The organism is Pectobacterium carotovorum (assembly GCA_016415585.1).
GTDB lineage: Bacteria > Pseudomonadota > Gammaproteobacteria > Enterobacterales > Enterobacteriaceae > Pectobacterium > Pectobacterium carotovorum_K.
This window is the reverse complement of the sequence record CP066552.1, coordinates 3509214-3530776: the sequence shown is the minus strand read 5'-3', so window position 1 is coordinate 3530776 and position 21563 is coordinate 3509214. Positions and strand designations below refer to the sequence as shown.

At 48.7% G+C, this 21563-nt stretch carries 20 protein-coding genes; 14 read left to right on the top strand and 6 right to left on the bottom strand.

Translation table 11 applies throughout. The annotated features are described in order from the left end of the window. The first annotated feature begins 52 nt into the window (after positions 1 to 52). Positions 53 to 799, top strand: coding sequence for a tRNA1(Val) (adenine(37)-N6)-methyltransferase (locus tag JFY74_15725; GenBank protein ID QQG27528.1), 747 nt, complete (start codon positions 53 to 55; stop codon positions 797 to 799). Between the two features lie 56 nt (positions 800 to 855). Here JFY74_15725 and nadB read toward each other — a convergent pair whose 3' ends face one another. Further along, complete coding sequence (gene nadB / locus JFY74_15720) at positions 856 to 2457, bottom strand: L-aspartate oxidase (GenBank protein ID QQG27527.1); 1602 nt, start codon at positions 2455 to 2457, stop codon at positions 856 to 858. 367 nt (positions 2458 to 2824) lie between these two features. Here nadB and rpoE point away from each other — a divergent pair, with 367 nt between their 5' ends. From rpoE to rseC, 4 genes are read left to right on the top strand one after another with little or no spacing between them, the layout of a single operon-like run. After that, a complete protein-coding gene (gene rpoE, locus JFY74_15715) occupies positions 2825 to 3400 on the top strand; it encodes an RNA polymerase sigma factor RpoE (GenBank protein QQG27526.1) in 576 nt (191 codons plus the stop codon). A gap of 59 nt (positions 3401 to 3459) precedes the next feature. Further along, positions 3460 to 4107 (top strand): anti-sigma-E factor RseA, encoded by a 648-nt coding sequence (gene rseA / locus JFY74_15710; GenBank protein QQG27525.1) that lies wholly within the window; start codon positions 3460 to 3462, stop codon positions 4105 to 4107. Then, positions 4107 to 5069, top strand: coding sequence for a sigma-E factor regulatory protein RseB (rseB, locus tag JFY74_15705; protein QQG27524.1), 963 nt, complete (start codon positions 4107 to 4109; stop codon positions 5067 to 5069). Before rseA ends, rseB begins: the two co-directional genes overlap by 1 nt. After that, the gene (gene rseC, locus JFY74_15700) at positions 5066 to 5518 is read left to right on the top strand and encodes a SoxR-reducing system protein RseC (protein QQG27523.1); all 453 of its coding nucleotides are present in this window, start codon (positions 5066 to 5068) and stop codon (positions 5516 to 5518) included. The genes rseB and rseC overlap by 4 nt, the downstream gene beginning before the upstream one ends. A 92-nt stretch (positions 5519 to 5610) precedes the next feature. Here rseC and JFY74_15695 read toward each other — a convergent pair whose 3' ends face one another. Continuing rightward, positions 5611 to 5823, bottom strand: coding sequence for a hypothetical protein (locus tag JFY74_15695; protein QQG27522.1), 213 nt, complete (start codon positions 5821 to 5823; stop codon positions 5611 to 5613). Here JFY74_15695 and lepA point away from each other — a divergent pair. From lepA to JFY74_15660, 7 genes are all read left to right on the top strand, one after another. After that, on the top strand, positions 5815 to 7614 hold the full coding sequence (gene lepA, locus JFY74_15690) for an elongation factor 4 (protein QQG27521.1): 1800 nt from the start codon (positions 5815 to 5817) through the stop codon (positions 7612 to 7614). The two genes, JFY74_15695 and lepA, sit on opposite strands and share 9 nt — an antisense overlap. Before the next feature lie 16 nt (positions 7615 to 7630). Next, positions 7631 to 8596, top strand: a complete 966-nt coding sequence (gene lepB / locus JFY74_15685; GenBank protein ID QQG27520.1) for a signal peptidase I — start codon at positions 7631 to 7633, stop codon at positions 8594 to 8596. A gap of 307 nt (positions 8597 to 8903) precedes the next feature. Further along, positions 8904 to 9584, top strand: a complete 681-nt coding sequence (gene rnc / locus JFY74_15680; GenBank protein QQG27519.1) for a ribonuclease III — start codon at positions 8904 to 8906, stop codon at positions 9582 to 9584. Next, positions 9581 to 10486: a GTPase Era gene (era, locus tag JFY74_15675; protein QQG27518.1), complete on the top strand. Its 906-nt coding sequence runs from the start codon at positions 9581 to 9583 to the stop codon at positions 10484 to 10486. The genes rnc and era overlap by 4 nt, the downstream gene beginning before the upstream one ends. Before the next feature lie 11 nt (positions 10487 to 10497). Beyond that, positions 10498 to 11235, top strand: a complete 738-nt coding sequence (gene recO / locus JFY74_15670) for a DNA repair protein RecO (GenBank protein QQG27517.1) — start codon at positions 10498 to 10500, stop codon at positions 11233 to 11235. Positions 11236 to 11315: 80 nt separating this feature from the next. Next, the gene (pdxJ, locus tag JFY74_15665; GenBank protein ID QQG27516.1) at positions 11316 to 12047 is read left to right on the top strand and encodes a pyridoxine 5'-phosphate synthase; all 732 of its coding nucleotides are present in this window, start codon (positions 11316 to 11318) and stop codon (positions 12045 to 12047) included. Continuing rightward, a complete protein-coding gene (locus tag JFY74_15660; protein ID QQG27515.1) occupies positions 12047 to 12427 on the top strand; it encodes a holo-ACP synthase in 381 nt (126 codons plus the stop codon). The genes pdxJ and JFY74_15660 overlap by 1 nt, the downstream gene beginning before the upstream one ends. A gap of 18 nt (positions 12428 to 12445) precedes the next feature. Here the strand turns inward: JFY74_15660 and JFY74_15655 are convergent, their stop codons facing one another. Then, positions 12446 to 12706, bottom strand: coding sequence for a YfhL family 4Fe-4S dicluster ferredoxin (locus tag JFY74_15655; protein QQG27514.1), 261 nt, complete (start codon positions 12704 to 12706; stop codon positions 12446 to 12448). 473 nt (positions 12707 to 13179) lie between these two features. On the opposite strand from JFY74_15655, the gene pdeH reads away from it, so the two are divergent. Beyond that, a complete protein-coding gene (gene pdeH, locus JFY74_15650) occupies positions 13180 to 13971 on the top strand; it encodes a cyclic-guanylate-specific phosphodiesterase (protein ID QQG27513.1) in 792 nt (263 codons plus the stop codon). A 791-nt stretch (positions 13972 to 14762) separates the two neighbouring features. Beyond that, positions 14763 to 16277, top strand: coding sequence for a diguanylate cyclase (locus tag JFY74_15645; GenBank protein QQG27512.1), 1515 nt, complete (start codon positions 14763 to 14765; stop codon positions 16275 to 16277). Positions 16278 to 16318: 41 nt separating this feature from the next. Here the strand turns inward: JFY74_15645 and JFY74_15640 are convergent, their stop codons facing one another. The 3 genes from JFY74_15640 to JFY74_15630 form a co-directional block, all read right to left on the bottom strand. Next, a complete protein-coding gene (locus JFY74_15640) occupies positions 16319 to 17680 on the bottom strand; it encodes an HlyD family type I secretion periplasmic adaptor subunit (protein ID QQG27511.1) in 1362 nt (453 codons plus the stop codon). Then, positions 17667 to 19883, bottom strand: a complete 2217-nt coding sequence (locus JFY74_15635; protein QQG27510.1) for a type I secretion system permease/ATPase — start codon at positions 19881 to 19883, stop codon at positions 17667 to 17669. The genes JFY74_15640 and JFY74_15635 overlap by 14 nt, the downstream gene beginning before the upstream one ends. A gap of 79 nt (positions 19884 to 19962) precedes the next feature. Continuing rightward, entirely contained in the window at positions 19963 to 21315 is a 1353-nt protein-coding gene (locus JFY74_15630) for a TolC family outer membrane protein (GenBank protein ID QQG27509.1), read from the bottom strand. Positions 21316 to 21563 lie beyond the last annotated feature (248 nt).

Here is a 21563-nt window from a genome sequence, read left to right as displayed (position 1 = left end):
GCATTGATGTTTCACCTATGCTACTGCGGTTTGCGTTTGGAATCTTATTTTCATGAGTCATCAGGCTGATAATAAACTGACATTGCGTCGGGATGGTTTTACCTTCAAGCAATTCTTTGTGGCGCACGATCGTTGTGCCATGAAGGTGGGGACCGACGGCATTTTGCTGGGAGCCTGGACACCGGTGTCCTCAGGTGCGCGAATTTTGGATATCGGTAGCGGTTCCGGTCTTCTCGCGTTGATGCTAGCGCAACGTTCTGAATCGCATGTTCAGATTGATGCCGTCGAGCTGGATAGCGTCGCGAGTCAACAGGCGAAAGAAAATGTAGCTGCTTCACCATGGGCTGACAGAATCACGGTGTATGCGGAAGATATCGTCGGTTTTGCTGAGACGCGAGCCGCCGACTATTCGTTGATTATCAGTAACCCGCCTTACTTCCCGCCGGGGATCGCATGCGGCTCGGCTCAGCGCGATCAGGCTCGCTATACCACCCTGTTAACCCATGAAGCGCTGTTACGCTGTGCTCATCAACTGCTGATGCCTGAAGGTCTTTTCAGCGTGGTGCTGCCGGTTCAGGTTGCTGAGCATTTTATTCCGCTGGCGCAGCAGCACAATTGGTATGTTCACCAGCAGCTTCGCGTATCGGAACAGGAAGAGAAACCTGCACATCGCGTTTTGCTGGCGCTGTCTCGTCAGGAAAGAGAATGTGTGAATTCCTCATTGGTAATTCGTGATGCAGAAAGGTGTTATTCGACGGATTTCCAGCAGCTGACAAAAGATTTTTATCTCTTTATGTAGATGGCAGACGCCTTGTTGCTGCGCCTGCCTTTGCTAAATGAACTATTTTTTATGAACTACGGCACCAGAATGGTTGGTGTTGGGGCGTCGAACTGTTCTGGGTAGTCCAGAGTGTAATGCAGCCCGCGGCTTTCTTTTCTTTCCAATGCGCAGCGGACGATGAGTTCGGCAACCTGCACCAGATTACGCAGTTCCAGCAAATTGTTGGAAATACGGAAGTGGGAGTAGTATTCATTGATTTCCTGCTGAAGCAGTTGGATGCGGCGTTGTGCCCGCTCCAGTCGCTTAGTCGTCCGCACGATCCCAACGTAATCCCACATAAACAGGCGCAGCTCGTGCCAGTTATGCTGAATCACCACTTGTTCATCTGAGTTATCGACCTGGCTTTCATCCCAATCTGGTAGCTTTTTCACCGCTTTGATTTGCGGTAAACGTTGCAAAATATCCTCAGCGGCTGACCAGCCGTAAACCAGACACTCGAGTAATGAGTTGGATGCCATGCGGTTTGCGCCATGCAAACCGGTATAGCTGACTTCGCCAATCGCATACAGGCCGTCAAGATCGGTACGACCATGCTGATCGACCAGCACGCCGCCGCACGTGTAGTGTGCCGCGGGTACGATCGGTATCGGCTCACGCGTCAGATCGATGCCGAGAGACTGTAGCTTTTCATCGATAGTGGGGAAGTGCTGTTTGATGAATGCTTCGGGCTTGTGGCTGATATCCAGATACATGCAGTCTGCGCCAAGCCGTTTCATCTCATGGTCAATCGCACGAGCGACCACGTCACGCGGGGCCAATTCGCCTCTGGCATCGAAATCGGGCATAAAGCGTGTGCCGTCAGGACGTTTAAGGTATGCGCCTTCACCGCGCAGCGCTTCCGTTAGCAGGAAGTTTCGCGCCTGCGGGTGGAACAGGCAGGTCGGGTGAAACTGATTGAACTCCAGATTTGCCACGCGGCAACCCGCGCGCCAGGCCATGGCGATGCCATCACCAGAGGAAATATCGGGATTCGTGGTGTATTGATAAACTTTGGATGCGCCACCGGTCGCTAAAACAACCGTTTTCGCTCGGCAGGATTCTACGCGCTCCCGTTCACGGTTCCATATGTAAGCACCGACAATGCGGCGTGTGCCGGGTAAACCCAGCTTATTCGAGGTAATCAAATCGACGGCGTTGCAGCGCTCCATAATCCGAATATTCGGATGAGATAGCGCTTTCTGCACCAGCGTGTTTTCCACTTCTTTTCCGGTTGCATCCGCCGCGTGCAGAATTCGACGATGGCTGTGCCCGCCTTCGCGCGTGAGATGGTAACGTTCTTCGCCGCTGGTGCTGGTTTCGGTATCGAACAGCACGCCTTGTTCGATAAGCCATTGCACGCAGTGTTTGGCATTGCTGGCGATAAACTCAACGGCTTCCCGTTCACACAGGCCATCGCCGGCGATCAGGGTATCTTCGATATGGGAGTCAATCGTGTCGGTTTCATCGAAAACCGCGGCGATGCCACCTTGAGCATAAAACGTCGCGCCTTCGTTGAGCGGGCCTTTGCTTAATACCGTCACGTTGGCTTGTGAAGCCAGACGCAGCGCCAGTGAAAGCCCGGCAGCACCGCTGCCAATGATTAAAACATCACAGACGTATTCAGTGGTCGTTTGCATGGTCGTGTCGTGGATGCAAAAAGAAGAGGAAATCCGATGGTAGCACCCAACGGCTGATTGCTGTATTGGTTTTTATCCCCATCTCTACGCTATAAATAAGCGAAGGAAGGGGCATGCTGAATCGTGCGAAGACCCCGGATTTATCGTATCATCCCCGGAAGAGCGTAGAGCCTCAGATGAAGAGAATGCGTCATAGGTACGCATCGCAAAGACGAGTAACGGCGCTAAGCAAAAGAAAAATGATGACCCGGAACTTTATTGGATGTCTTGGTTCTAATGAGGAGCTTGCTCTAAATATGACTTATATAGCTGGCAGTACTATTTTACGTTTACGCGTGGAGAACGGTTTGAGTAGAGATTACCTCGGATGAGCGAGCAACTGGCAGATCAGGTTCTGGTCGAGCGAGTCCAAAAAGGCGATCAAAAATCGTTTAACTTGTTGGTCGTTCGTTATCAGCATAAGGTAGCGAGCCTGGTATCGCGGTATGTTCCCCAAGGGGATGTGCCGGACGTGGTACAGGAATCGTTTATTAAAGCCTATCGCGCGTTAGAGTCATTCCGCGGCGATAGTGCGTTTTATACGTGGCTGTATCGTATCGCAGTGAATACGGCCAAGAATTATCTGGTAGCTCAGGGACGCCGCCCGCCTTCCAGCGACATTGATGCTAATGACGCGGAAAACTATGAAAATGTGGGCGCACTGAAAGAAATATCGAACCCTGAGAATTTAATGTTGTCAGAGGAATTACGAAGCATCGTTTTCCGAACTATTGAGTCTTTACCGGAAGATTTGCGTTTAGCGATTACGCTGCGTGAGTTGGACGGTTTAAGCTACGAAGAGATCGCCGTTATTATGGATTGTCCCGTCGGCACTGTTCGTTCTCGTATTTTCCGGGCGCGGGAAGCGATTGATAATAAAGTACAACCGCTTATTCAGCGCTAGCGAGCGTTTTCAGCTATCCGCATGACTAATGATGGATTTGACAAGGTAAGGGTGTCGGTATGCAGAAAGAGAAACTTTCCGCTTTAATGGATGGCGAAGCAGTAGATTCCGAACTGTTAGGCGCACTGTCACGGGATGACGCGTTGCAGCAAAGTTGGCAAAGTTATCATCTGATTCGTGATGTAATGCGTGGTGATGTGAGTGAAAACGTGATTCATCTGGACATCGCTTCTCGTGTTGCCGCTGCAATCGAAAAAGAACCTGTTCGTCTGGTTCCACAAGCGCAGCCTGAATCTCAGCCACAACCTGTTGAGTGGACGAAGATGCCTTTCTGGCAAAAAATCCGCCCGTGGGGCAGCCAACTGACGCAAGTCGGTGTCGCAGCCTGCGTATCTTTAGCGGTGATTGTCGGCGTACAAAATTACCAGCAGGGTAATGCTTCTGAACATGTTGTGGAATCCGGCGTGTTCAGCACCTTACCTGCTATGGGCACCGCCTCTCCAGTGAGTCTGGGCGTGCCGTCAGAAAATGTTGCCCCTAACAGCGGTCAACAAAAATCCGATATGCAGCGCAATCGCCTTAACGCCATTTTGCAGGACTACGAATTACAGCGTCGGCTGCATGCCGAGCACGCTCTGCCGCAGGACGATCAACAAGCGGCAATTCAGGTTCCCGGTACTCAATCATTAGGAACACAGCCCCGGTAATGAAGCGTGTTTGGTCCGCCGCCTGTTTTCTGATTGGCAGTCTGTTTTATTCTACTTTCACCCCGGCTCAGAATGTTGAGCCGGGCGCGCTGCTGCAACAGATGAATGGCGCTATTCGCTCTCAGAATTACGAAATTTCCTTTATTAACATTACTCTGCAAGGGTTCGAGTCGGTACGGTATCGCCATGCTGTGGTGAATAACCGTGCCTTAGCGCAGTTGCTATTTATGGACGGGCCGCGACGCGAGATCGTGCAGCGTGGTAATGAAATCAGCTATTTCGATCCTGGTTTTGAGCCGTTTACGCTCACCAGCGATCATATCGTTGACTCTCTCCCTTCTCTGGTCTTCGCTGATTTTCAGAAACTATCGCCCTATTATGATTTTGTTCCCGCTGATGGACGGGTACGCATTGCCGATCGTCTGGCATCAGGCATTCGGATCATCTCACGCGATGGCACACGCTACAGCTATACGGTGTGGATTGATGCGGACTCGAAACTTCCACTGCGCATTGATTTACAGGATCGCAATGGCGACAAACGGTTGGAGCAATTCTTAACGACATCATTGATTGTTGACGATGATCTGGTGAGCGTTATGCGTCCGCTGGAAGGAATCAAACTTCCTCCTGCGCTACCCGCGCCTGCTGCGGAAAAAGGTGATTTTACCTGGGTACCGGAATGGCTACCTGCTGGGATGAAAGAGCTGTCGCACAACAAAAAGGTATTGCCCGGTTCGTCCATCCCGATTGAAACACGTCTGTATAGCGATGGCTTATTCAGCTTTTCGATTAACATTAGCCCGTCTTCTGACGTGAGCGAGGAACAATCTGTGCTCACGGGGAGACGCTCTATTCACACTGTCATGAAAGGCAACCGAGAGATTACCGTTGTCGGCGATATTCCTCCTTCTACGGCTAAACGCGTGGCTGACAGTATTATTTTGAAGGCGCAACCGTGATTAAAGAGTGGGCAACGGTAGTGTCATGGCAGGATGGAATTGCAGAACTGCGGTGTGAGCCAAGTTCGGGCTGCGGCACCTGTAAATCCCGCTCGTCGTGTGGAACCGGTTTATTAAGTCAGCTTGGGCTCTCTGCCGAAAATACGCTGTATGTTCCTTACGATCGGCCTTTAGAAGTGGGACAAAAGGTGGAGTTGGGCATTTCTGAGGGGCGGCTGCTGTTTTCCGCTGCTCTGGTTTATTTCGTTCCGCTGGTTGGGCTACTGCTCGGCGCGGCGATCTGCCAAACGTTATTCGGCACCGATCTGGCCGCTGTTATTGGTGCACTGCTGGGCGGTGGCGTGGCGTTTATCGGCGTGAAGCGCTGGGCTAAACAGTTGGGTAAAAATAAGCGTTATGAGCCCGTTATCCTGCAAATAGCACTGCCGGGCACTCTGTTACAAAATTGACCTGTTTACCTGAGCGTAAACGGCGCGCGGTGCGGAAACATTGCTTACTTGTTTGTTATCTTTCGACACGATGTTTGCCACGTAATGACACTTTACTTCCTGCTTTCCTCTTGTTGTTCTGCTATTCCAAATAAAACCGTCATAATCAAGGGGAATGCACCGGACATGACTAGGTTTTCACGCCTCTCGCATGTAGAATGCTGCGATTCAGGTGGAATAACATCGCTGCTGTTTTCACCTATGCGCATGCCCATCGGCAAGAATTTCAGGAATATCAAGGTAGAAAAATTTTTATAATGAAGCATATACGAAATTTCTCCATTATTGCCCATATCGACCACGGTAAATCGACGTTATCTGACCGTATTATCCAGATTTGCGGCGGTTTAACCGAGCGTGAAATGGCTGCGCAGGTTCTGGATTCCATGGATCTGGAACGTGAACGTGGAATAACGATTAAAGCGCAAAGCGTCACGCTGGATTATAAAGCGCAGGACGGTCAAACCTACCAGTTAAACTTCATCGATACGCCTGGGCACGTTGACTTCTCTTATGAGGTTTCCCGTTCGCTCGCCGCCTGTGAAGGTGCGCTGCTTGTCGTTGATGCTGGGCAGGGCGTTGAAGCTCAAACGCTGGCTAACTGCTATACCGCGCTGGATATGAATCTGGAAGTGGTGCCGGTTCTGAATAAGATCGACCTGCCTGCTGCCGATCCGGATCGTGTTGCTCAGGAAATTGAAGATATCGTCGGCATTGATGCTACCGATGCGGTGCGTTGCTCCGCAAAAACGGGGATTGGCGTGCCCGATGTTCTGGATCGCTTAGTGCGTGATATCCCGCCGCCGGCAGGCAGCCCAGATGAACCGCTGCAGGCGCTGATTATCGATTCCTGGTTTGATAACTATCTTGGCGTTGTGTCATTGGTGCGTATTAAAAACGGCACGATGCGCAAAGGCGACAAAATTAAGGTGATGAGTACGGGTCAGGTTTATAACGCCGACCGTCTCGGGATTTTTACACCGAAGCAGATCGACCGCGATGTATTGAACTGCGGCGAAGTAGGCTGGTTGGTGTGCGCTATTAAAGATATTTTGGGTGCTCCAGTCGGAGATACCCTGACGCTGGCGCGTCATCCGGCTGAAAAAGCGTTACCGGGCTTCAAGAAAGTCAAACCTCAGGTCTACGCGGGCCTGTTCCCGATTAGCTCCGACGACTATGAAGCATTCCGCGATGCGTTAGGCAAGCTGAGCCTCAATGATGCCTCCCTGTTCTATGAGCCAGAAAGCTCGACCGCACTGGGCTTTGGTTTCCGCTGTGGATTCCTGGGTCTGCTGCACATGGAGATCATTCAGGAACGTCTGGAGCGTGAGTACGATCTGGAGCTGATCACCACGGCACCGACGGTAGTGTATGAAGTAGAAACGACGGCTAAAGAAACCATCTATGTTGATAGCCCGTCTAAACTGCCGCCGCTGAACAATATTCAGGAACTGCGCGAACCGATCGCCGAATGTCACATGCTGATGCCTCAAGAATATTTGGGCAACGTAATTACGCTTTGTATTGAGAAGCGCGGTGTGCAGACGAACATGGTGTACCACGGTAATCAGGTTGCGTTGACGTATGAAATCCCGATGGCCGAAGTGGTACTCGATTTCTTCGATCGCCTGAAATCAACGTCTCGTGGTTATGCCTCGCTGGATTATGGCTTCAAGCGTTTCCAGGCATCAGACATGGTGCGCGTTGATGTATTAATCAACAACGAGCGTGTTGATGCACTGGCCCTGATTACTCACCGTGATAATTCACAATATCGTGGCCGTGAATTCGTCGAAAAGATGAAAGAACTGATTCCACGTCAGCAGTTTGATATCGCGATTCAGGCCGCTATTGGTAACCACATTATTGCGCGCTCTACGGTTAAGCAATTGCGTAAAAACGTACTGGCCAAGTGTTATGGTGGCGACGTCAGCCGTAAGAAGAAACTGTTGCAGAAACAGAAAGACGGTAAGAAACGTATGAAGCAGGTCGGCAACGTCGAACTGCCGCAAGAAGCGTTTCTGGCAATTCTGCACGTCGGCAAAGACAGTAAATAAATTCTGAGGAGTTGGCATGGCCAATATGTTTGCCGTAATTCTGGCATTGGTGACGCTGGTCACGGGGATTGTCTGGTGTTTAGAACGTTTCGTCTGGGCACCCGCTCGCCAGAAGAAATTTGCTGCGATGAGCGGCGCCGATCTGGCTGATGGCGCGGTTTCATCGAAAGCGATTCAACAACCAGGCTGGATTGAGACGATAGCGTCCGTCTTCCCGGTTGTCGCTTTGGTATTGGTTGTGCGCTCCTTCATTTATGAGCCGTTTCAAATTCCATCGGGTTCGATGATGCCGACGCTGTTGATCGGTGATTTTATTTTGGTGGAGAAATTTGCCTACGGTATTAAAGAACCCTTCACGCAAAAAACGCTGATTGAAACCGGTCACCCGAAGCGTGGCGACGTTGTGGTGTTTAAATACCCGTCCGATCCTAAAGTGGACTTCATCAAGCGTGTGGTTGGCGTACCGGGCGATCGCGTTAGCTATAACCCGATAACCAAGCAGGTGACGATTCGTCCATCCTGTCAGGGACAGCAGGCGTGCGATACGGCACTGGCCGTCACATACAGTAACGTACAGCCTAGCGATTTTGTTCAGACCTTCAACCAACCAGGACTGGAATCGCGCAGCGGATTTTATGAGGTGCCTGCTAATGACAACAGCGTGGAAGGGACTCGTATGGGCGCACGCAAAGAGTCATTAGGCAATGTCACGCATAATATTCTGTTGGTGCCGGGTCAGCAGGATCAGCTCGGTGGTTATTACCAGCAATCGCAGCAGCAGCTTGCGACATGGGTTGTTCCAGCAGGGCACTACTTCATGATGGGAGATAACCGCGACAACAGTCTGGATAGCCGCTATTGGGGCTTTGTTCCAGAGAGAAATCTGGTCGGTAAAGCCACCGCTATCTGGATGAGCTTCGAGAAGCAGGAAGGTGAATGGCCTACCGGCGTACGTTTGAGTCGCATCGGTGGTATCCATTAACCAAAGTAAGCATTAATCAAAAGTAAGCATTAACCGAAATAAGATACAGGCAGCATTCTGATGCTGTCCGATGTAGAATATTTTCCGTAACGCTCTTTTTGAAAGAACATGCCCTAAATAGTACGAGTTGCAGGACAACACGTTAGCGTTTTCACCACGCTAACGTACAGGCAACGCGAAGTATGACGGGCAAAAAGGCAGGCTCCCTATGGGAGCCAATGCAAACGAAACAGTTTTGACCGAATTGGTAAGCAGGGCTGTTCCGTATGCTGCTGTTTTTGACGCATCGTTGATCTATTGGTAACACATGAATCCCATCCTGATAAATCGTTTACAAAGAAAGCTGGGCTATACTTTTCAGCAGTACGATCTTTTGTTACAGGCGTTGACGCACCGTAGCGCTAGCAGCAAACATAATGAAAGACTCGAGTTCCTGGGTGACTCCATCCTGAGTTTTGTGATCGCCAATGCGCTGTATCACCGTTTCCCCAAGGTTGATGAAGGGGACATGAGTCGGATGCGAGCGACGCTGGTGCGAGGAAATACGCTGGCGGAAATCGCGCGTGAATTCGAATTGGGAGAGTGCTTACGCCTCGGTCCCGGTGAATTAAAAAGCGGTGGTTTCCGTCGTGAATCGATCCTGGCTGATACGGTCGAAGCGCTGATTGGCGGAATTTTCCTCGACAGCGACATTCAGACCATCGAACGTTTGATCCTGAACTGGTATCAGACGCGTCTGGATGAAATCAGTCCCGGCGATAAGCAAAAAGATCCGAAAACGCGGTTGCAGGAATTTCTGCAAGGGCGTCACTTACCTTTGCCAACGTATTTGGTGGTGCAGGTTCGTGGGGAAGCACACGATCAGGAATTTACTATCCACTGTCAGGTGAGCGGCTTTAGTGAGTCGGTCATTGGTACAGGATCGAGCCGTCGTAAAGCCGAACAGGCTGCGGCTGAACAAGCGTTGAAAAAACTGGAGCTTGAATGAGCGAAGTACAGACACACTGCGGTTTTGTCGCGATTGTTGGTCGACCAAACGTCGGTAAATCGACGTTACTGAATCAATTACTGGGGCAGAAGATTTCTATTACGTCACGTAAGCCCCAGACGACGCGGCACCGCATCATGGGTATTCACACTGAAGGGCCTTATCAGGCTATTTATGTGGATACGCCGGGATTGCACATTGAAGAAAAGCGGGCGATTAACCGCCTGATGAACCGTGCCGCCAGCAGCTCAATTGGTGACGTTGAGCTGATCATTTTCGTTGTTGAAGGGACACACTGGAACGACGACGACGAGATGGTATTGAATAAGCTGCGCGATCAGAAACTCCCTGTGCTATTGGCGATCAATAAAGTCGATAACGTCACGGATAAAACTAAGCTGCTGCCGCATATCCAGTTCCTCAGCCAACAGATGGACTTCCTTGACGTCGTTCCAATCTCGGCTGAGAAGGGCACGAATGTCGATACGATTGCCAGCATTGTGCGTAAACACTTACCGCAGGCAACGCACCACTTCCCGGAAGATTACATCACCGATCGCTCACAGCGTTTTATGGCATCGGAAATTATCCGTGAAAAATTGATGCGCTTCCTGGGTGAAGAATTGCCGTATTCCGTGACGGTCGAAATTGAGCGTTTCGTGACGAACGAGCGCGGCGGTTATGACATCAACGGCCTGATTCTGGTTGAGCGTGAAGGCCAGAAGAAGATGGTCATTGGCAACAAAGGTGCCAAAATTAAAACTATTGGTATCGAATCTCGTCAAGATATGGAAGAGATGTTCGAAGCCAAGGTGCACCTTGAGCTGTGGGTTAAAGTGAAATCCGGTTGGGCAGATGACGAACGTGCCCTGCGCAGCCTGGGTTATAGCGAAGACCTGTAAGGTTCACGCCGATGGAAGGCTGGCAGCGCGCATTTGTCTTGCATGGGCGACCTTATAGCGAAACCAGCTTATTGCTGGATCTGTTTAGTGAAAGCGATGGTCGAGTTCGCGTGCTTGCCAAAGGCGCGCGAGCCCGACGCTCTAGCCTGAAAGGCTGTTTACAGCCTTTCACTCCGCTGCTGGTGCGCTGGAGTGGGCGGGGAGAAGTGAAAACATTACGCAGCGCCGAGCCTGTCTCGCTCGCGCTACCACTGACTGGCTCGATGCTTTATAGCGGTTTATACGTTAACGAACTGCTGTCTCGCGTGCTGGAACATGAAACCAATTACTCCGCTCTTTTCTTCGATTATCTCCACTGTTTACAACATCTTGCTGCACAGGATGCCTCTCCCGAGCCCGCATTAAGACGCTTTGAATTAGCGTTACTGGGCTATCTGGGATACGGCGTTGATTTCCTGCATTGTGCTGGTAGCGGCGAACCAGTGGCCGATACCATGACTTATCAGTATCGAGAGGAAAGGGGATTTATTGCCAGTCTGGTTGTCGATAACAAAAGTTTTACCGGGCATGAATTACGTTCGCTGGCGTCGCGTGAATTTCCAGATGTCGGCACACTGAAGGCGGCAAAGCGTTTCACCCGCATTGCGTTAAAGCCGTATCTGGGGGGAAAACCGCTGAAAAGTCGTGAACTATTCCGCCAGTTCGTTCCTGCTGCTAATTTGTCCAAACCCATACCTTCTGATAAATAATCCCGTCTCCTCAGTACCCTGACGCTGTGACATCGGTGTAAACTGCCACGTATCGTGCATGACTTTACCGAGGATTTATCATGGCTGAATTACTGCTTGGCGTTAACATCGATCACATTGCAACGTTGCGTAATGCGCGTGGAACGGCGTATCCCGATCCCGTTCAGGCTGCTTTTATCGCTGAGCAGGCGGGAGCGGACGGCATCACGGTGCACTTACGTGAAGATCGTCGCCATATCACGGATCGTGATGTGCGGATCCTGAGAGACACGCTCCAAACCCGCATGAATCTGGAAATGGCTGTCACGGAAGAGATGCTGAACATCGCCTGTGAGGTGAAGCCGCATTTTTGCTGTCTGGTTCCGGAAAAACGTCAGGAAGTGACAACCGAAGGCGGGCTGGATGTCGCGGGGCAGCAGGAAAAAATCAATAACGCGGTTGCCAAACTCAGCCAGGCTAGCATATTGGTTTCACTCTTTATTGATGCGGATAAGCGGCAAATTGATGCCGCCGCTGCCAGCGGCGCGCCTTATATCGAAATTCATACCGGGGCATATGCCGATGCGCCAGATGATGAAGCGCGCCAGCATGAATTCGAGCGCATTCGTGATGCGGCGACTTATGCTGCGGCGAAGGGGCTGAAAGTCAATGCTGGCCACGGTTTGACGTACCATAACGTTCAGCCGATTGCGGTGCTGCCGGAAATGCATGAATTAAATATCGGGCATGCGATTATCGGACGTGCGGTGATGAGCGGACTGAAGGATGCCGTTGCTGAAATGAAGAGCCTAATGCGGGAAGCGCGTCGCTGATGGCGATTCTTGGGCTCGGAACGGATATTGTCGAAATCAGCCGTATTGAAGCGGTGATTGAACGTTCAGGCGAGCGATTAGCTCGCCGCATTCTGACGGATGCTGAATGGACGCATTATCAGCAGCATCAGCAGCCTGTCCGTTTCCTCGCCAAGCGCTTTGCCGTGAAAGAGGCGGCAGCAAAAGCCTTCGGTACCGGAATCCGTAATGGGCTCGCGTTCAACCAGTTTGAAGTTTTTAATGATGAGCTGGGTAAACCTTGCCTGCGGTTTTTTGCTAAAGCGGCAGAGCTAGCTGAACAGATGGGCGTCAGACACGTCCATGTGACGCTGGCTGACGAAAGACGCTATGCCTGTGCGACGGTAATTATCGAAAGCTGATCGTTCGTAAACGGATGTTTAAATCCTGTCGGCATGGTGCATAAGCACGTACTTTTCCCACAACTGCTCATTGCCTTCAACATGGTTTGGATCTTTGACGATCGTATTGTCGATCGGACAGACTTTCTGACACGTAGGCGTGTCGTAGTGGCCAACGCACTCAGTACAGAGAGTGGTATCAATTTCATAAATGTCCATGCCCATGGAGATGGCCTGATTAGGACACTCGGGTTCACACATGTCACAGTTGATGCATTTATGGGTGATGAGTAACGCCATGATCTTCTTCTACCTTACAAACAGGGCGCAGATTATACCCGTTGATGCTCGTTTAGACACGCGCAACTGCCATTGATACAAAATATACTGGCGGACAGTCTCCCCTTAGTCTTCGACGTTCCTTTCTTCCGAGGCGGTTTACTGCGGGGTTTTAACTGTTTTCGGAGGCCTTCAGCGTGCAACCCATTGGCTGCATAAATAGTGAGGTTACAGGGTAAAATTACCATCTGTTCGTTAAATTGGTTTTATACATATGCTTTAAACTGCATGAATCAGCCAGTGCGACTGTGTTTCTTGGTTTTTAATTTATTGATTTACAATTTAAATAAATTTAGTTGTGATATTGAACCACTTATTTTTGTAATATCAATGGACATTGATTTAATCGGTATTGCTGATGATGTTTGCATCTGGAGAGCCGATGGCGGTGCATGTCCGTATGATATAATTTTATAACTAATAGTGTCAGTTTAATGGCGGAACTCATAGTGCAGCAGGAAGGTCATCTTAATCAGGTTGGGGCAGGATTTTTCCAACAGGGAGGCGCGGAGCCATTAGGCGCTGATTACTGGCACCAATGCCAACGGCGGTATACTTTTCAGCCCATTTACCGAACATCAGGTAAACTAATGGCTATTGAGTTACTGACTTCCGTTTTTTCTCCTACCCTACCGCAAAAGTTCATCTCTCCTGAAAAATATTTCGCGAATATCGATGTTGAAACCCGCCTGTTAATTATTGTAGAACAACTACAACTTTTATCTAAGTGGAGTTTTCGATTTACTCGCGACGATCTTTTTGCTTCCGTCAACATTGATGGTATGACGCTACTGGCGTTGCAAAATAATCTCGAAGCTAAGCGACTGATCGCGGCAATGCCCTGGATTCGTTTTGAAATGGTTGAAAATCAGGGAGGGTTGCCAAAAGAAATCTTAACCAAACTCCCAGAAGCGCAAACACTGTGGCTGGATGATTTCGGCTGTGGTATGGCGAATTTTTCATCACTTATGCTAGCTCAGTATGACTGCATCAAAGTGGCTCGTGAGCTTTTCATTCTCCTGCAACAAAGTGATGAAGGGAAAACCGTTTTCCCTGCGCTGATCGCTTTGTTATCGCGTTTCTGCAATTATGTGGTCATTGAGGGAATAGAAACACAGGAGGAGTGGGCAATTGTTCAGGCATCGCGTGCTTATGCTGCCCAAGGATATTACCTCTCACGCCCTCAGCCGTTTGAGAATTTTGGGATGTTGAAGATTGAACTCTAGGTTCTAGGTGGTAATTTGTTGTTTAGGCTATCACTTTGCACAGTAGAGTACAGCTGTATGCCCTTCCTGGTTTTTCCTCTATATTAATTCATTACATTTTCTAATGCTTCATACTTGTACAAAATATCAACTCTCAGTTGCTAGTCTTCACCTTTCAAAATTCAAGGTATAATGCTAAATTTTGTTTTATTTTTGTTATTTAATTCTTATTTTATTTGTTATATCAGTGTTTAATTTCAATGAAACAGCAGAAGGATGACTGCGGATTTTGCATCAAATTATGACATATGTAATCAGATGCTTGCGTTAATGATTTTATTTTTTATTTTAATTGTTTGATTTTTAATGATAAAAAAATATAATGTTTGCTGTTAACGATCAAAAATCACTTTGTGATAGATTTTGTTGATTAAAACAATGATACTTATTGGTATAATTGATTTGCTTACAAAAATTTGATGTTCAAAATATATCGCTATGTACTCTTAGGAATATTCTCTTATTCCATTAGAGAAGCTTATAACCCGAACAATTACTACTATTAAATTAAGATACTCTTTTGAATTTGTTGTTTTTATCTGCGCACAGTCATATGCGAGGGCTTTATGCTTACGTTGCTATGTTTCTAAACATTCCTGTTACATGGAGCGTTTTTTCTTTCATCCTTTCTGCTCTCCGGAAATCCCCCCATCCTGAAAATTTACGGGGTAGGGGTTTGTGACCGGGATTTTTCGTCATCAGCGTTGTGATTTGTACGATCAGGACCACTCGGGCCTGAGGAGAGTGTTATTGTGTATGAAATTATAATAACCCTATTGTTGCTATTGTTATTGTTTTCCTCTGTGAAAAATAGAAAAATTAAACAAAAGTTTAAAACTGAGCAGAAAAAACAAGACTTCCTCAACATGACTTTCTTTGCAATGGAATATAGTCCTGCCTCAATTATGATCGCAGATGAAAATTGTGAAATCATTTACGTCAACCGCCAGTTTATTACTATGTCTGGCTATATGCCGGATGAAGTTATCGGTAAAAAAACGAATATATTAAACTCCGGCATGACCAATGCCAGCGTTTATGAAGATCTATGGGCTACCATAAATAAAGGTAATGTTTGGAGCGGTGAGTTCGTTAACCGGCGTAAGGATGGGCAATTGTATTGGGAAAAAGCCAACATCGTTAAAATATATAATAAGGCGAGTAATACGACCCAATATGTCGGAATTAAATTAGATATTACCGAGCGGAAATCGCAGGAACATCATGATAATTCATACAATCGAGCGTTGGAGCTGTTATCAAGCGGTGCGCCTCTGAAGGATATCCTGGATGCGATCATTTTCAGCGTTGAGGAAAAAAACCCTGGTCGTATCGTTTGTTCTGTATTGCTAGTTGATAAAGAAAAGAAATGTTTGACGCTTGGATCGGCGCCGAGCCTGCCTGGTTTTTATAAAAATGCCATTCACAACGTGAAAATTGCCGATGGTGTAGCTTCTTTCGGTACGGCGGCCTATACCGGAAAACGCGTGATTGCTGACGATATTTCCGTGCATCCACATTGGTCTTTATATAAAGGACTCGCATTATATGCTGGGCTGCGTTCTTGCTGGTCTGAACCTATCATTGGTCAGAACAAAGAAATATTGGGGGTGTTAAGCGTTTATCATCGCAAAGTGTATGTGCCAACCGAAGAGGAAATTTTCTCTATCGAGAAGTCGGCGCAGCTGATTGCGATCGCCATAGAGCGGTATCATGCCATTGATATGCTGCGGCGCAGCGAGGAACACTATCGGCAGCTGGCGCACTATGACTCATTAACGTCACTGGCTAATGGCCTGACGTTTGCTGAGCAGATGGAGCAGGCGATTCTGTTATCGAAACAAACGGGTAGAAAGATCGCGCTGATGTTCTTGGATCTCGATAAATTTAAACAGATAAACGATTCGTTCGGACATGCTGTTGGCGATTTGCTATTAAAAGAAGCGGCTGCGCGTATGCGTGGTGCGGTTCGGGATTCGGATACGGTATATCGCCGTAGCGGTGATGAATTTATTATTTTGCTTCAGGGTATTAAGGAAATTGATAATACACTCTATGTTGCAGATAAAATCCACAATGCACTGAACAAACCATTTGAGATCAATGGGAAGAAACTTGATATATCGTGCAGTATCGGTATCGCGCTGTATCCAGAACATGGCTCCGATTCTCTGACGCTGGCAATTAATGCCGATTCCGCCATGTACCAAGCTAAAGCTATGGGGCGTAGCCAGACTCAGATTTATCACAGCATGAACGATCATTGATAAATGAAATAAAAAAGGCGCTCTGTCGAGCGCCTTTTTTATTATCTTTCTCGTAGTGCTTCTGCTTTTGCCCGGATAATCGGTTTTAGCAAATAGCTGAGGATAGTTTTCTTGCCCGTGATTATATCAACAGAGGCCACCATGCCTGGAATGATAAGAAGTGGTTTATCGGCTGAACCTAAATAATTCTTATCAGTCCGTAAGCGAATAATATAAAAGCTGTTCCCTTCTTTATCAGTGACGGTGTCCGGGCTGATTTGTTCCAACTGACCTTTTAGGCCACCATAGATGGTGTAGTCGTAGGCCGTCAATTTTATGATAGCATCCTGACCTGGGTGTAAAAACGCAATATCCTGAGGGCGAATTTTAGCTTCGACCAACAGCTTGTCATCCAGTGGAACAATTTCTACCAGATCGCTACCCGGTTGAATCACTCCCCCGATGGTATTTACCAGAACTTGCTGCACGATACCGCGAACAGGGGAGACGACCAGCGTTCGGTTTACCCGATCTTCGAGCGCTTTACCTGTGGCTGCAATTTTGTTCAGGTTGGTTTGTGCTTCACTTAGCTGAGATAATGCCTCGCTTTTATAGCGGCTGCGCGTTTCCTCTATTTTATTCTCGCTCTCTTTAATCGCAGACTCTGCTCGGGGAATAGAGAGTTTGATGGAATCAAGCTGACCACGGGTTTCAACTTCAGCACGGCGTAGGCGTAAAACTTCTACTTTAGAAATGGCCCCTTCGGCGATCAGCGGTTCTGACATTTTAATTTCTTGCTGGAGCAGGCCAAGACTGTTGCGGAACTGAATCTCCTTGGCTGAGAAATCCCGCAGTTCCTGCTGGCGCTGGATAAACTGCTCTTCCAGACCAGATATCTCATTATGCAGTTGCTGGCGACGGCTGTTATAAAGCTCTTTTTCTCCTGCCGCGATTTTAGGTGCTTGCGTCGTGATTTCTTCGGAAAGCACGAGCTCTTGACCGCTGATTTCGGCGTTTAGGCGTTCAATTCGCGACAGCAGCGCAAGCCGATCGGCTTCGGTTTCACCGACGTTTGAGGCAAAGCGGGTATCATCAAGGCGTAGTAAAGGATCGCCAGCATTGACGACCTGACCCTCACGAATGAACACTTCCGTGACAATACCGCCTTCCAGATTTTGGATTTTTTGCAATCGAGAAGAAGGGATTGCTTTACCGTCGCCCCGGGTGACTTCATCGATATTCGCAAGCCCAGCCCACAGTATGAAGAACAGGAAAAAAGCACCGATAGCCCATAGCGTAAAGCGAATAGAACGTGGCGAATCCTCTGCCATGGCCCGGCTCACTTCTGGCATTGTTTGCAGGCTCTCTTCATCTCCGCCGACAAAATACCTTTTGATTCGTATGATAAATTTACCGAGACGCATTGATTTGCCCCTTCTTCAACGCATCCATCACGATTGCTTTCGGCCCATCAGCAATAATTTTACCTCTGTCGACAATCACTAAACGATCGACGAGCGCCAGCATGGAAACCCGATGGGTGACCAGCAAGAGCGTTTTCTCTGCAATCACGGGAGCCAGAGCTTGCTTTAGTCGGTCTTCGCTAGTGTTATCCATCGAACTGGTGGGCTCATCTAGCACCAGAATCGGCGGATCGAGCAATAGCGCCCTGGCTATCGCGACTGCCTGACGCTGCCCCCCGGAAAGCTGTTGACCGCGTTCGCCAACCTGAAGGTTGTAGCCATCCGGGTGTAGACGAGCAAACTCATTCACCCCTGATATTTCTGCGGCTCGCAGCATGGCTTCGTCTTCGACATAACGTGCACCGCTAATGAGGTTATTGCGCAGCGATCCACTAAATAGCTGAATATCTTGAGGAACATAACCGATATTGTGGCGTAAATCGCTGACGTCTAACTGGCGAGCATCGACGCCATCGATCAGAATATTGCCTGTATTAGGCTGATAGAGATTCACGATCAGTTTTTGCAGGGAGCTTTTGCCCGAGCCACTGCGGCCAATGATGCCCACTTTCTCACCGGGGGCGATAGTCAGGCTGATACCTTGCAGCGAACTGGTTTTCTGTTCTGGGTAATTGAATGTCACATCGCGAAACTCGATACCGCCTCGGATACTCTCGCGCTTCAGCGGGCGTTCGTTATCGCTACGCTCTTGCGGCAATTGCATCATTTGTTCGGTGGTTTGCATCGTTAAACGCGCCTGCTGGTAACGGCTGACCAAGCCAGACAATTGGCCCAATGGCATGAGTGCTCTGCCGTTCAGCATGTAACAGGCAATCAGTCCACCCATGCTGAGTTTGCCGTTAATCAGCATATAGACGCCGACGACAATCATGGCAACGCCAGCAAATTGCTGGAACCACTGCGTTAGGTTCACTGCCAATGAAGACAGCGCCTTGGCTCGCATTTCCAGTTTGCTCAGGCTACCAATCGTCTGTTCCCATTGGTGCTGTCGTTCACTTTCCGCATTATTGACCTTGATCGCGTCCAGACAGCTCAACGTTTCGATCAGCGTAGCTTGCCGCTCGCTGGCAAGATGCATCGTTTTTTCAATCGTGGCAGACAGCGGTTTTTGCATCGCCCAACTTGCCAGCAGGGCAATAGGGTAGGCCAGGATGGAAACCCAGACTAGCGGGCCGCCAATGATGCCGATGACCAGCAGCAGCAGCAGCGTAAAGGGAAAATCGATCAGCGTTGTCAGCGTCAGTGAAGAAAGGAAATCTCTGAGCGACTGAAATTCATGAATATTCTGCGCAAAGCTACCGACTCGCTGTGGCCGAGCCTTCATCGACATGCCGGTAATGCGTTCAAATAGCGTGGCAGAAATAATCAGATCGGTTTTTTTGCCCGCCATGTCGAGGCAAATGCCACGCAGCGTTTTGAGTACCAAATCGAAAACAAAAGCGCCAGTAACGCCGATAGCCAGTACCCACAATGTCGCCGTTGCCTGATTTGGCACAACCCGGTCATAGACGTTCATCACGAACAGCGGTGTCGCAAGCGCGATAATGTTCACCAGCAGAGTGGCGAGGATGGCATCGAGATAGAGCGAACGTGAAAGCTTAAGTGTATCTTTGAACCAGGATTTGGTTCGGGGGATCAGCGACGGATTTTGCAAATCGAACTGATGACGAGGCTGGGCGAACATCACCAGGCCTAGGTAATTCTGTTGCAGCGTACTGTGCTCGACGGAGATTTCTCCGCCTTCAGTTTCACTGGGCATCAGGCGCGCACTGCCGTCAGCGTTCCAGCCTAACAAAATCGCCGCCCGTCCTTCCCGTAATAACAGCATCGCGGGGAGAGACATCTCAGAAATTTTATTCAGAGAACGCTTGAGAACACGCCCTTGCAACCCTGCGCGTGCTGCGGCTCTTGGGAGTAATGCGACAGATAACCGCTGATTACCTAAGGGTAGCCCGGCGGTGAGTGTCGTTCGGCTGACTGATTTCCCCTGCAATGCACATAGGGTTAGCAAGCTATCCAATAATGGGTCGTCATGGCGGCTGCGAGGGTCGCTATTTTCATGGACAATCGATTCATTGATAGCGGGTTCGGTGGGAACCAATGTATCAGAACCATTAATGTCTTGTACTGAATGCAACTTCATTTAACTAAACGTTCCCTTACGCAACGCAATTCTCTCGCATATAAAGCATAATTTATCGCCGCCTGACTAATGAAATATATTAATTAAGACTCGGCAGCTCTGCCTGAGCAGTCACGTTTGTCAAGCTGGTGCTGGCATCTGGTGCAGGGATTGCTAAATAGTTTAGCAACTCCCCCATACGTGATGCGATCCGGTATTCGGTATACAGGGAGATGAAGCGAACCTCGGCGAGACGGCGCTGTGCGGTGAACAGCTCGTTTTCACTGTCCAGTAGGTCCAGCAACGTCCTTTCTCCCAGGCTAAATTGCTTCTGGTAGGCGGTACGTACTCTCATACTGCGGTCGGCATATTCGGCAGCAATAGGAAGTTGTTGACGCGAATTGTTTAACGCTGACCAGGCTAATTTCAGCTCTTCATTCAGCAGGCGCAAGGCATTATTTCGGACATCCTGTGCTTCTTTTACCTGATAAGCTTTGGATTCCATATTGGCCTTGCTGCTACCACCCTCATACAGGTTGTAGCGCATCCGCAGCATCGCTTGCCACTCGTTGTTTTGGCCACGGGTTCCGTCAACGTTGTTATCCATCGTGCGAGAAAGTTCAACATTGAGGCGAGGGTAAAATGTTGATTTTGAAGTCTCATACTGTTGCTGAGTGGCTTCAATATCCGATTCTGCGGATTTCAATGCTGGGCTATTAGCCAGCATGGTGCGCTGTGCCTCTTCCAACGAGGCCGGGAGCTTTATTGTCGAAGCATTGGGCATCACCAAATTCTCCGGTATTTTACCCACCACGCTCATGTAGTTGATTTTTGCATCGTCCAGATTGGTTTTTTCTGTCAGCGTATTGTTACGGGCTTGTGCAAGACGTGCTTCAGCCTGATCCAAGTCTGCTAGTCGCCCAACGCCCTGTTCACTGCGCAGTCTTATTTGATCGTAAATACGCTCATGGCTTGCGAGATTCGCTTCTGCCAGACGCACAAATTCCTGACGCTGTAGTACATCGAGGTAGACCTGAGCGGCATTTAATGCCGTTGCCTCACTAGTATTTAACACTTTATAAGCGCGTGAATTGACCGTAGCTCGCTGTCTGCCGACCTCGCTGGAGGTGGCGAAGCCATCAAACACCGTTTGGCTTAGGTTGATACTCGATTCTTTGCGGTTGAGTTCAACGCGTTTATTAATGCTGGCTCGCGTTGAGGGGCTGTCGGTTTCTTCGCGCCCAACGCCTGCACTCAGGGTGATAGAAGGAAGATATCCGCCTTTTGCTGCTCGTAAATCACGTTCGGCAGAAAAACGGCTATTAATGGATGCGCTCACTTCAGGATGGGTATAGAGCGTGTTTTTTATTGCTTCCTGGATCGTATCGGCATACGTCGCTGTGGAAAAAGCAGTAATAAAAGGTAATAAAGTAAAACAGTATCTACGCATCATCAGCAGTTTTCCTTCACAAAAACTTTATTTGTGATTATTCCTATTTAAAGTGTTTGAGTGTTATATAAACGCTTAACGAATTTATTTTTTTTATTCCTTTTATATCAATATGTTAATTTCTTTTTCCTAAGGTGCCCAATACGAAAGAAATAAGGGTTACTCTAAGTGAGTAAAGTTCTGGAAAGAATATTCTGAATTTTTTATTATATCGTTCATTGAGTCAAGTGTTTGACGCATACCAACAGCAC